This is a genomic window from Tahibacter sp. (assembly GCF_035481375.1).
Taxonomy (GTDB): Bacteria; Pseudomonadota; Gammaproteobacteria; order Xanthomonadales; family Rhodanobacteraceae; genus Tahibacter.
On the sequence record NZ_DATIGT010000262.1, the window covers coordinates 17,965 to 30,020 of the forward strand.

At 68.6% G+C, this 12,056-nt stretch carries 6 protein-coding genes; 3 read left to right on the forward strand and 3 right to left on the reverse strand.

Annotated elements, in window-relative coordinates; all coding sequences use genetic code 11:
• Positions 1-138 precede the first annotated feature (138 nt).
• Both VLF18_RS17060 and VLF18_RS17065 read right to left on the reverse strand, forming a co-directional pair.
• The gene (locus VLF18_RS17060) at positions 139-8,592 is read right to left on the reverse strand and encodes a GH36-type glycosyl hydrolase domain-containing protein (protein WP_325280830.1); all 8,454 of its coding nucleotides are present in this window, start codon (positions 8,590-8,592) and stop codon (positions 139-141) included.
• Positions 8,593-8,821: 229 nt separating this feature from the next.
• Positions 8,822-9,133, reverse strand: a complete 312-nt coding sequence (locus VLF18_RS17065) for a hypothetical protein (protein WP_325280831.1) — start codon at positions 9,131-9,133, stop codon at positions 8,822-8,824.
• A gap of 163 nt (positions 9,134-9,296) precedes the next feature.
• On the opposite strand from VLF18_RS17065, the gene VLF18_RS17070 reads away from it, so the two are divergent.
• The 3 genes from VLF18_RS17070 to VLF18_RS17080 all read left to right on the forward strand — a co-directional run bounded on the left by VLF18_RS17070 (position 9,297) and on the right by VLF18_RS17080 (position 11,265).
• Positions 9,297-9,683 (forward strand): hypothetical protein, encoded by a 387-nt coding sequence (locus tag VLF18_RS17070; RefSeq protein WP_325280832.1) that lies wholly within the window; start codon positions 9,297-9,299, stop codon positions 9,681-9,683.
• A 251-nt stretch (positions 9,684-9,934) separates the two neighbouring features.
• Positions 9,935-10,648 carry a BON domain-containing protein gene (locus tag VLF18_RS17075; RefSeq protein WP_325280833.1) on the forward strand — a complete coding sequence of 238 codons (714 nt, stop codon included), beginning with the start codon at positions 9,935-9,937 and terminating at the stop codon, positions 10,646-10,648.
• A gap of 83 nt (positions 10,649-10,731) precedes the next feature.
• The gene (locus VLF18_RS17080; RefSeq protein ID WP_325280834.1) at positions 10,732-11,265 is read left to right on the forward strand and encodes a hypothetical protein; all 534 of its coding nucleotides are present in this window, start codon (positions 10,732-10,734) and stop codon (positions 11,263-11,265) included.
• A gap of 308 nt (positions 11,266-11,573) precedes the next feature.
• On the opposite strand, the gene VLF18_RS17085 is transcribed toward VLF18_RS17080, so the two are convergent.
• Positions 11,574-11,747, reverse strand: coding sequence for a hypothetical protein (locus VLF18_RS17085; protein ID WP_325280835.1), 174 nt, complete (start codon positions 11,745-11,747; stop codon positions 11,574-11,576).
• Positions 11,748-12,056: the final 309 nt, after the last annotated feature.

Below are 12,056 nucleotides of genomic sequence, written 5' to 3' on the forward strand. Positions count from 1 at the left end.
CCGCACCGGCGGCGCCGTCACGGTGCCGGCGAGTGCGTCGCCGCTCAGCGGCACGATCGCCGTGCCGCCTGCGGGCGCGTGCCTGACCGCAGCCTGTTCGCCGCGCAGACATCGGCCGGCCGGCCACGGCCGGCGCTGCTAGATGGCCGCGTCGGCGCGGGTTTCCGCCGCACTGGCCGCGTGGCGGCCGACCACGACATCGACGGCATGCTCGGCGCCGTCGTCGACGAGGCGCAGCACGGTGCCGCCCGCGACGAAGCTCGTGTCCGCTGTTACCGTCACCGTGATGCGATAGACGCTGTTGCCATAGCGGTAGGTGCAGCCAAATCCCGGCCAGTGCGCCGGCAGGCGCGGATCGATGCGCAAGGTGTCGGCTTCGCGGCGTATGCCGAGCAGTGATTCCACGCTGAGGCGGTACATCCAGCCGGCGGAACCGGTGTACCAGGTCCAGCCGCCGCGTCCCGTATGCGGCGCCACGGCGTAGACGTCGGCCGCGATCACGTAGGGCTCTACCTGATAGGTGTCCACGCCCGCACGCGTGAGCGCGTGGCGTACCGGATTGATCATGTCGTACAACTGCCACGCCACGTCGGTGCGGCCCGCTTCCACATTCGCCATCGCCGCCCAGATCGCCGCATGCGTGTACTGGCCGCCGTTCTCCCGCACGCCGGGCACGTAGCCGCGAATGTATCCCGGGTCGGCCCCGGCGCCGTCGAACGGCGGGTCCAGCAACTGGATCAGTTGCGACTGCGGCCGCACCAGATGCGCCTGCAGCGCGTCAAGCGCCTGCGCGGCACGCTTGTCCGACGCTGCGCCGGACAGCACGGCCCAGCTTTGCGCGATCGAATCGATGCGGCATTCGGCATTGGCGGCGGTGCCGAGCGGCGTGCCGTCGTCGAAATAGGCGCGCCGGTACCAGGCGCCGTCCCAGCCGCTGGTTTCGAGGCTGGTGCGCAACAGTGCGGCGCTTTCACGGCAGCGCGCAGCGAACACGGCGTCGCCGCGGGCGTGCGCGAGCGGCGCGAAATCCAGCAGCACGCGATACAGGAAAAAGCCCAGCCACACGCTTTCGCCGCGGCCATCCGGACCCACGTTGCTCATGCCGTCGTTCCAGTCGCCGCTGCCGATCAGCGGCAGCCCGTGCGGCCCCAGGCGCAGACCGTGCTCGATCGCGCGCACGCAATGGTCGTACAGCGGCAGGTGCGTATCCCAGCGAAGGGGCAGGTCGTAGTACGACTCCTCGTCGCGGTTGAGCGCGCGTCCGTCGAGGAAGAGATCGGCCGCATCGAGTACGGCGGCGTCGCCGCTGCACGCGACGTAGCGGCAGGTCGCCAGCGGCAGCCACAGATAGTCGTCGGAACAGCGCGTGCGCACGCCGCGCCCGGAGGGGGGATGCCACCAGTGCTGCACATCGCCTTCCTTGAACTGGCGCGTGGCACACAGCAGCAGTTGCGCCCGCAGCAGTTGCGGCGCCGCATGCACCAGCGCCATCGCATCCTGCAACTGGTCCCGAAATCCGAAGGCACCGCCTGACTGGTAGTAGCCGCTGCGTCCCCACAGGCGGCAGGCAATGACCTGATAGACCAGCCAGCCGTTGACCAGGGCGTCGAACGAGGCGTCCGGCGTCCGTACTTCGACCGCGCCGAGCAGTTGCCTCCACTGGCCGGCGACGGCGGCGAGCGCCGCGCGCGCGACGCCGGTCTTACGCAGGCGCAGCACGAGGGCATTGGCGGCGTCGGCGCTGGTCGCCGTGCCGAGGCGAAAGATGACTTCACGCGACTGCCCGTCGGCCAGATCGAGCGGTATCTGGATCGCGCCGCAGGGATCCATCAGTGCGCCGACGCGACCCGACAGGCGCGTGCGCTCCATCGCGGCGGGACGGGCGAGGTTGCCGTTGCGGCCGATGAATTCGAGGCGGTCTCCGGTCAGCGTGCGCGCGGGTTCGTCGACATCGAAGAACGACACCCAGTCGCCGAACTCCGGATGGAAGGGATTGCGCGCGAACAGGGCGCCGCTGTGGGGATCGAGCTCGGTGGCCACGTGCATGGCGGATTTCGCCGGCAGATCGCCGAGCACCCATTCGACATAGCCCGTCACCGACAGCGCGCGGCGCCGGCCCGAGGCATTGCGTACGCGCAGCACGAAGAACTTCACCGCGGCGTCGGCCGCCACGTAGACGCGCAGCTCGGTCAGGATGCCGCTTTCCGCATGCTCGAACACGCTGTAGCCGAATCCATGCCGCGTGACGTAGTCGCCGGTGCCGCGCGCGGGCAGCAGCGTGGGCGACCAATAGCGCCCGCTCTCTTCGTCGCGCACGTAGAAGGCTTCGCCGGCGGCATCGGCCAGCGGATCGTTGTGCCACGGGGTCAAACGGTATTCGTGCGCATTGCTGCGCCAGGTATAGCCGGTACCGGCTTCCGACACGACGCAGCCGAAGTCCGGATTGGCGATGACGTTGGCCCAGGGCATGGGCGTGGCCTCGCCGGGACGGCTGACGATCACGTATTCGCGCGCGTCGGCAGAGTAGCCGCCGTGACCGTTGTAGAGCAGGAGCGCGGGGGGCGCCGCCGGTACCGCGGCGGGCGGTGCGGCGCGCTCGGGTTCGTTCGGCACGAGCCGCGGTACCGGGGCTTCGGCGGCCGGGCGGCGTCGCAGGTGTTCGCCGAGTCCGCCCTTGCGATCGTCGAGCACGATGCGCGCCACGGCCAGCAGCAACAGCCGGTCCTCGTGCGAGATCTGCTCGCCTGCGCGTACGAAAACGCCGCCCGGCCGGTCGAGCAGGCTCGACTCCACGGTCGCGGCGACCATGCCCATCAGCGCGTCGCGCAGGTCCAGCCGGTAGCCGGCGCGCTCCTCGTTCCAGATGACGAGGTCGGCGGCCAGCCCCTTCATGCGCAGATAGGCATGCGCCTGCAGCGCTTCGCGCGCCAGCGCCAGGTTGGCGATGTCGCCGATCTGTACCAGCAGGATCGGCAGATCGCCGGAAATCGCATGCGCCCACAGGCCGGGCTGGCCGCGCCGGTTGCGCAATACCGATTGCGCATCGGCGCGCAGCGATGCATGGCTGTAGAGCAGGCGTCCGGCCAGGCGGGCATAGGTCTGCGCCTGGGCTTCGCTGATGTTGAGCTGGCGCAGCGCCATCTGGCTGTGCGTCCAGGCGAGGTCGACGACACGGTCCGCGAGGCGGCGGTCGCGGTACTTGTCCGCCAGTTGCAGGCAATGTTCGCGGTTGGTCCCGACGCCGACGACCAGATCGATCTGCGCCGTCGCCTCGGGCGCCAGACGAATGCGGTGACGGATCGCGACGATGGGATCGAGCACCGAGCCGTCGGTACCCGACAGCACGGCGTCGCGCTCCAGCGCAGCCGGAAAAACCGTGTCGCGACGGCGGCCGACGAAGCGCGCGCGGTCGGTTTCATAGGACACGGCGAGGCTTTCGCCTTCGCGCACGACCAGCAGGTGCACCAGCCAGGGCGGCGTGTCGCGCCGGTCGCGCGGACGGCGCGAACACAGGATCGCGTTGCGTGCCGCGACGATTTCGGTCTGGACGAACAATTTGCTGAAGGCCGGATGCAGGCTGTCGGCGATGGCCGGCGCCAGCACGACTTCCGCGTAGCTGGTGAACTCGAGCACGCGTTCGATGGCGGACAGGTTCGTGATGCGGGTGCGGCGCAGCTCGATGTCGTCTTCGGGCGACACGACGATTTCGGTATGCGTCTCCCAGTCGTCGTGGCGGCGGCGGTATTCGACGCAGGCTTCGGTGAAGGTTGCCGCGTAGGTCTCGTCAGGTCGCAGCGTCGGCTGGAATGCGGTGGACCAGACCTGTCCGCTGTTCACGTCGCGCAAGTAGGCGTAGCAGCCCCAGGCGTCCCGGGTCGAGTCCTCGCGCCAGCGCGTGAGCGCAATGTCGTGCCAACGGCTGTAGCCGCCGCCGGCACTGGTGAGCATGACCTGGTAGCGGCCGTTGGAGAGCAGCTGTACGGCCGGCGAATCCGGGTCGGGCCGGTCGAACACGCGCAGCGGTATCGACGGCGTGTCGGCCTGCTCGCGCAGGTCGACCAGGCGCGGGTCGCTGGCGGTCTGGCCGCTCGCGCGCGGCACGCGTTCCTGCAGCAGCAAGAGTGCGGATTGCACCTGCGGATCGGTCTCGAAGCGGCGTTGCATCGGCCGGTCCAGCAGCACGTGCGCCAGCGCCAGCAGGGTCATGCCCTGGTGATGCGCCATGTAGGAACGCACCACGGCGCGGGATTGCCCGGGCGGCAGGCGCGTGGCGGTGTAGTCGATCGCCTCGTAGTAGCCATAGCTGCCCAGCCAGCCCAGGTCGCGCAGGCGCTGCAGGTTGGCTGCGGCGGCGTTGGGGGCGGTGAGCAAGGCGAGGGCAGAGGCATAAGGCGCGATCACGAGTTCCTGCGCCAGGCCGCGCTGCAGGCCCAGGCCGGGCACGCCGAAGGCGCGGTACTGGTAGTTGTTGGCGGCATCGGTCAGGTTGTAGCCGCATTCGGATACGCCCCACGGCACGCCGCGCTCATGCCCGTAGGCGATCTGGCGTGCGACCGCGGCGCGGCCCGTATGCGCCAGCAACGAGCCCGGATACGCCGGCATGACCAGGTTCGGCATCAGGTACTCGAACATCGAGCCGCTCCAGGACAGCAGCACCGGCGAGCCGCCGGCCTGCATCAGCAGGCGGCCGAGCGAGAACCAGCCGCGAATCGGGATGCGGCCCTGGGCGATGGCGACGAAAATCCCCAGCCGCGCCTCGGAGGCCAGCAGGTCGTAGTAGCCGCTGTCGCGCCGATGATCGGTGACGTTGAAGCCGATGCAGAACAGATCCCGCGTGCGGTCGTAGAGGAACTCGTAGTCGAGCTCGGCGAACCGCGCGGCGCGCTCGGCCAGAACGCGCAGCCGCTCCGCCTGATCCGCCGCAGGCGCTGCGTCCGATTCGGCGTCGGCGCACTGCAGGGCAAGGCTGCGCGCCCAGCTCGCCGGTTCTGCTTGCGCCGGATCGGCGGCCAGCGACTGCGCCTGCACGTTCAGCGCGCGCAATGCGGCGCGCACGGCCGTGTCGCCGACGGCAGCGTTCGCGTCCGCGATGCACTGCGCGAGCGCAGCCCGGGCCGGTGCCGTCAGCAGTCCGTGCAGCACCGCCGCGGTGTCGATGGCGCCCTGCAGCAGCTGCGACGGCGCTTGCTCCGTGGCGGCGAGCGCCAGCAGGCCCTGGCGCAGCGTCAGCAGATGGCCGGCAAAGTTGCCGCTGTCGACCGTGGATACATAGCGCGGCTGCAGCGGCGCCAGCGTGCGCGTGTCGTACCAGTTGTACAGATGGCCGCGGTAGCGCTCCAGCCGGTCCAGCGAATCGAACGCCGCCTCCAGACGCTCGATCAGGCGCCGGCGCGCGAGATAGCCGAAGTCGTAGGCGGCCAGCGTCGCGAGCAACCCCAGGCCGATATTGGTCGGCGAGGTGCGATGCGCCACCACGCCGCCGGGCTGTTCCTGAAAATTGTCCGGCGCGAGCCAGTGGTCGTCGGGGCCGGCGAAGCGCTCGAAGTAGCGCCAGGTCCGGCGCGCCGCCTCGCGCAGCGCGGGCACGTGGCGCGCGTCCAGAGGTGTCTCGGCCGGCGCCGGTGCACGGCTCGCGAGCCAGGCGACGAGCGGCGCAGCCAGCCACGCCGCGAGGAACGGCAGAGCGACCGGTGCTGCGGCGGGCTGGTACAGCGCCACGCCGGCACCGGCCAGCACGGCGGTTGCCGGCGCGACTGCCATGCGCCGCAGGAAACTGCCCCAGCCGTCGTCGCCGCGGCGCTGCACCGCGCTGGAAGACACCCATTCCAGCAGCCGGCGCCGCGAGACGTGGCGCCGCCAGAGCGTGCGCAGTATGGCGTCCAGTGAAATGACCGCTTCGTAGGGCAGGCACAGCAGCGTGAATGCGGCCTGCCCGAACCGGCGCGTGCCGTTGTGCGCAGCCAGCCGCAGGTGCTGTCCCCAGAAGGTGTCGGCGGATTTGCGCGCCATCGCCAGCAGGGTTTCCAGCGCCACCGGCAACAGGCTCAGGAACAGCAGGCACGCCGTCCAGCGCGCCGGCGCGGCGAGTAGACCGGTCCAGGCCAGGAGCAGCAGCGCCAGCAGCGCCGGCGCCACGAGGCTGCGACGCAGGTTGTCGAAGATCTTCCATCGCGCCAGCGCCGGCAGCGGATTGCGTTCACGGCTGCCGTCGGCCAGCGGCACACGCGGCCACAGCCACGGCGTCAGCTGCCAGTCGCCGCGGACCCAGCGCTGCCGGCGCTTCATGTCCGCCGCATAGCTCTGCGGAAAACTCTCGAACACGGCCAGGTCGCTGGCGAGGCCGGAACGTGCATAGCAGCCTTCGAGCAGGTCGTGGCTCAGGATGCGGTTGTGCGGCATGCGTCCGGCCAGGGAATGCTCGAATGCGTCGACGTCGTAGATGCCCTTGCCGGTAAACGAGCCTTCGCCGAAGAGATCCTGGTACGCATCGGAAACGGCACGCGTATACGGATCCAGGCCCAGGTCGCCGCCGAACAGGGCGGCATAGGCCGAGGCGCCGGCCGGCGGCAAGGTCGTGCCCACGCGCGGCTGCAGGATGCCGTAGCCGGCGACCACACAGCCGCTGCGCGGATCCAATTGCGCGTGGTTGAGCGGATGGTGCAGCGTGGCGACGAGTTCCTGCGCGGCATCGTGCGGCAGTCGCGTGTCCGCATCGAGGGTGATGACGTAGCGCACGACGCGCAGGCGTTCGGCCGCGCCGACGATGCACGAGAAGCGCCCGGCGCCGTGGCCGCGCAGCAAGGCATTGAGATCGCCGAGCTTGCCGCGCTTGCGCTCTTCGCCCATCCACGCGGCTTCGCCCGCGTTCCAGCGGCGTGGCCGGTGCAGCAGATAGAACACCGCGCCGTCCGCGTCGGCATAGAGCCGGTTGAGGCGTTCGATACCGGCGACGGCAGTGGCAAGCACGGCCGCGTCGTCCGGGCAGTGCTCCGCGGCGGCGTCGGGAAAATCCGTCAGCAGCGCGAAATACAGATTCGTCTGGCGATTGGCGAGGTAGCGGATTTCCAGCTCGTCGACATCGGCCTGGGCCGATTCCGCGCCGGCCAGCAGCGTCGGCACGACGACCAGGGTCGACGCGTCCGGCGGCAGCCCGAGGGAATAGTCCATGCGCGGCAGCGCCTGCGGCGCTGCCAGGTGGGCGGCAATCCAGTTGACCAGGGTGACGCTGAGCTGGCTCGCCGTCAGCGCCAGCAGGACGATGGCGACGCCGCAACTGATGAACGCGGCGGGCAGCGGCAGCCACGCTGCCGCCGCGGCGACAAGAGCCGCCGTCATCAGCACGATGGCGCCGACATACGCCCGTACCGGCAGGTAGCGCCGGGTCGGGCGCAAACCGCAGTCGCTCTGCAGGGCTGCACGCCCGACGCCGACGAGGTAGTAGCCGACATGGGCCTGCGGCGTGCCGGGAGCTGCCGCGGCGGCACGCGCGACGGCGGCCCCGGCGACCGCCGCTTCGGTCCTGCCGGCCTTGCGGGCGAAGTGTTCGACGGCATGCCGGTAGTCGTCGCGGGTGGCGAAATCCATGCGCGCGTAGACCTGCGCCGGATCGGTCGTGAGGATCGCCTCGATGTCGCTGAGGCCCTCGACGAAACGGCGCCAGTCGGTCGACAGCAGCAGACGCAGACTGCCGATGCTGTTGCTCACGGACATCTGGTCGGCGGCCTGCTGCTGGTGCTCGGACTGCACCAGCTGTTCGATGGTCACGCCGTCTTCCGCCAGCCGCTGTGCGAGCCAGGAGACGGGCAGGGCGAGCGAAGCGCTCTGGCCGAGCAGACGCTGCATCAGCTCTGCCACGAACGACGCGCTCGCGGGCGGATCCGAGCGGGCCATGTCGGCAACGGCGAGGATCAGGCTCTTGGGGTCGTGGGCGGCGATCTCGGCCATGCGCTCGCCCCAGTCGGCGGCGAGATTGCGGTGCCGGCGGTCCTGCGCCACGCGCGTCGCCACGCGGCGCAGGTTCTCGATGAGTGCGAGCCGCAACATGATCGGGATCGCCCACAGTTCACCCAGCGTCAACGGCGCGACGCGCTGATACGAAGCGACGAAGCGGTGCAGACTTTCCGGATCGAAGCGTCCGTCGCCGTGAGAAATGGCGTTGAGTGCGATGTCGTAGATGCGGGGAAGATCCGCCGATACGCCGTTGGTCAAGCGTGGCAATTGCCGGTTGTACCGTTTGGGAAAATGACGCCTGGCCGTGCGCACATGTTCGTCGACCAGATAGTAGTTGTCGAGCAGCCATTCGCTGGCCGGCGTGACGCGGCGCCCTTCGCGAATCGCCGCGGTGATCAGCGCGCAGATGTCGACGAGCACGCTTTCGTTTTCCGCCAGGCGCGGCAGCAGCCGGTTCGGCGCGTGGCCAAGCTGCACGCGATGGAAGGCCGCCAGTGCAGCGCCGTGTTCCTCCATCTGGTCGGCGCTGAAAAGTTCGGCCCGCAGCGGCGGCTCGATGTCGACCTCAGGCAGAAAACCCTGTGCCGGTGCGCGCAGCGCCGAATGCAGCCATTGGCCCAGTTCGGCCAGCGCTCGCCTCATGAACGGCACCATCGCTGACGAGTCGCCCGGTGTTGGTTGCGTTCCATCGCATCAAGCATCGTGTGTTCCTGGGGTGACGTAAGGCAGAGAAGTCCTGCCGATGCGCGCCGATGTACGTGTTGCATCGTGGCGACGGTCGGCACCGCCGTCGCAACCGCTGTCCGATGCTGCCGGCAGCGCGCGGCCGGATACGCGATGCGGCAAGCGGGTATCAGGGTGAGAAACGACGTCAGTGCGGAAGCTTGGCTGCGGCCCAGGCACGGACGAGCGCGTCGTAGAAGTAGTCGTAGCTGCGTTGCGCGTAGCAATAGACGCCACCGGAATACGTGATGCCGAAGCGAGCCATGAGGAGGAGCTCGTCGGGGTTGGGGCCGGCGAGCGGCAGTGACTCGCAGTCGCGGCGAGACCTGGTTGCGGCAAATACGCGGGCCGGTCTCGCGCCGCTGCGGCCGTTCGGCGCGAGATAGCCGCCCTCGGAAAGGTAGGCATTGTCGGCCGCATCGTAGACGCGCTGCTCGTTCGATGGCAGGGAAACGGACATGGGCGGAGCCTGCGCGCGCGCGCGGAGCCTGTCGGTGCGGTGGCGCACATGCGTCCTGACGGAGCGGCCGGGTGGGCCAGCGTACAGACAGCACGCACGTAACGGCCGCAACGTTGGACGCAACAGCGGGCGGCACGCGTCGCCGCGAATTCGGGAGAGCGTCATGCGCACGGTTGAATCAGACAAGCACAGTGAACCCGGCAGCCTGGACAGTCAGCGCGCCATGCATGAATACAACGTCCGCTACGACGGCTGCAGCTACGAGTACAACGGCTACCGCTACGATCGCCTCGACGACGCGCTGGCGTATGCGCGGCTCATGCGCGCGCGGCCGCAGCAGCCCGACCCGCGCGGTCCTTATCGCCAGAGCCGCGATCTCGGCGCGGAATCGGAAACCAACAAACAGCACATGACCGCGCTCGGCATCGAGCTGACGAACGGCCGCTTCTGCTATCGCGGCTACCGTTACGACCGGCTCGCGGAAGCCATGGATTACGCACTGCTCGAGCAGCGCGGCCGCGAAACGGCGTATCGTACGACCCCGCCGTGATCGAGGACCGGCGAAAGCAGCTGCCTGAACGGTGACCTTGCCCGCCCGTTCGACGCTCCGCACGCCATTGCAAACATACACTTTTGCACTCCTGCGTGCGCTGACGCACAGACGGACCGCACTGCAGCGCACACCCTGGCACCGACAGGCACGCTGACCGCAGCCTGATTTCCCGGCTGCAGCTGTTCTTTTCGAGCAGTGCATGGCCGGTGACGACAGGCGCTCGGCGCCGTGCACCCTTCAGTCCAGCCATGGCTCGCAAACCCGCCATCGGCAGCGGTCCATCGCCTTCGCCTTTTCTACGCCGCGATCATCTCCGGAACGACATGAACCTTTCTCACTCGACACCGCCGGCCTGCCGGCTCATCGCCATCGCGCTCGCATTCTCGCTCTACGGCAGTCTCGCGAACGGCGCGGCGCAGGCGGAGCCGTCCGCACCTTGCGGGAGCCTGACGGGCGACCGGCACATCGCCGCCGGAATCGAATCGCGGCTGAGGGCGAGTTCGCGCATCCTGGCGGACGATATCGTCGTCGTCGTCGTGTCGGGCATCGCAGAGCTGCGCGGATACGCGCGCAGCGACACGCAAAAGCTGCTCGCCGGGCAGATGGCCCGCGACATCAGAGGCGTCGATCATCTCGACAACCAGCTCGACGTCGTCGACTGGAAACCCGTGACTGATGCCGCTCGCGATGCGGCTTTGCGCCGCGATGACATACACCGGTCGCGCCAGGTGCGCAGCGATACGTGGATCACGACGACCGTAGAGAACACGCTGGCGCTGTCGCACGGCGCCGACAATTGCCGGATCGTCGTGCACACGCGCAACGGCGTCGTTGTGCTGCAGGGCCGCATGACCTCGCCGGAAGCCCGCCGTACGGCAGTCGAATTGGTGGCCGGAACGTACGGGGTGCGTAGCGTCGACGCCGATGCGTTGCTCGTCGCGGGGAGTGCGAACGCGCACTGACGATCGCCGTGGGGCCGCGGGCACGCGACCGTGCCGCGACCGCAACTCGGCAAGAATGCATCGTTACGTCGGGAACCACGGACATGGGCAAGGTCATTCACCTCGACTTCAATCTGCGGCGGCGCCTGTCTGTGGCGCCCGACGGCGCGTACCCGCGGCCGCTCGATCCGAGCGCGATCCTGATGTACGACCACACGCGATTCTCGGCGCAATCCGTCGCCGCCATTTTTCGCATCGGCAGCGATCTTTCCCGCGCGCTGTCTCGATTGGATGGGGGCGCGGCGCCGTCCCGGCCCGCTGCCACATCGGCCATTCGCAATGCGATAGGCAGATGCCGGGCAGCGTCGAAGACGATTGCCGCGGAGGCTCGCGTGCATGTAGCGACTCAAGGTCGGCCTCTGGGATTCGACGGCATCGTCGCCCTGGCTGACCTGCAGTTCGCCGGATCGATGCTCGAGAACCTGCTGCAGGACGAGCAAAGTGCCGGACTGGCGTGGCTTGTTGCCAGTGCGAACGACGCGGCGCTCGCGATGATCGAACGAAACCAGGCGGATGCCGTCGCCATGCACATGGCGCATCCGGACCTGCTCAGCCACTTCGATCTCTCGGTTGCTTAGTGTCCTGTTCCGTAAATGCGAAAAAAATCCGGATGGATTTCGTCGCGGGACCAGGCGCACCGGGGCGCCGTAGCGGCGCTACGGCAACGAGGTGCAACGACGCATCGCGGCGAAAGACGCCGGAAATCGTTCGGCCGTTATTTACGGAACGGGACACTGGCTGATCCGCCCTGGTGGCCGGCGACGCATTGGCGCAAGGGCTTCGGCGGCGCAGCATTCTGTTCGCCTGGATCAGCCCTGCACGAACATCGCGCGAGAACCGGTGAAGCGTCACGGAGCGGCTCGCTGCCTGGCCGGCGGTTCGCCCGCTAGCTGAGACGGGTGCCGCGCCGCGGGGCTTTTTTCGGCGTTATTGCGGGTTTCACCCGTGTTGCGGAGCGACTGTCGCGCCAGAGTGCGCTTTCGCTCGATGGCTTGTTCCATTGCAGCCGGAACCAGTGCAGAATTACATTCCACTTTTCCACTAAGAAATTGTTGTTCATGATGATCCTCCAGGGATCGTCGTGTCAGCGCGCGGGGTGGCAGCCGGATCGGCCAGGCGAACCGCATTTGCCGCAGCGATGCGCGACAGTACGAAGCAACATCCGGAATGCAGGCGGTGAGGCAGGGCGGATCGGCAATGTCGGCGTCGCGACCGCTCAGGCCTGTGCCTGAGCGGCCGAGAACTCAGCGGTTGCTCTCGCGCTTGTCGTCGTTCACCGGTGCGGCATGCGAAGGACTGGGTTCGGCGCTCTTGGCGGGAAGACTCGTGATTTTGGCGCCGGTTTTGTCAACCGTGTCCGGTGCAGGGA

Coding starts and splice junctions, on each gene's coding strand:
- VLF18_RS17080 (WP_325280834.1), top strand. CDS start 10,732: ATGGGCAAGGTCATTCACCTCGACTTCAATCTGCGGCGGCGCCTGTCT.
- VLF18_RS17065 (WP_325280831.1), bottom strand. CDS start 9,133: ATGTCCGTTTCCCTGCCATCGAACGAGCAGCGCGTCTACGATGCGGCC.
- VLF18_RS17085 (WP_325280835.1), bottom strand. CDS start 11,747: ATGAACAACAATTTCTTAGTGGAAAAGTGGAATGTAATTCTGCACTGG.
- VLF18_RS17060 (WP_325280830.1), bottom strand. CDS start 8,592: ATGAGGCGAGCGCTGGCCGAACTGGGCCAATGGCTGCATTCGGCGCTG.
- VLF18_RS17075 (WP_325280833.1), top strand. CDS start 9,935: ATGGCTCGCAAACCCGCCATCGGCAGCGGTCCATCGCCTTCGCCTTTT.
- VLF18_RS17070 (WP_325280832.1), top strand. CDS start 9,297: ATGCGCACGGTTGAATCAGACAAGCACAGTGAACCCGGCAGCCTGGAC.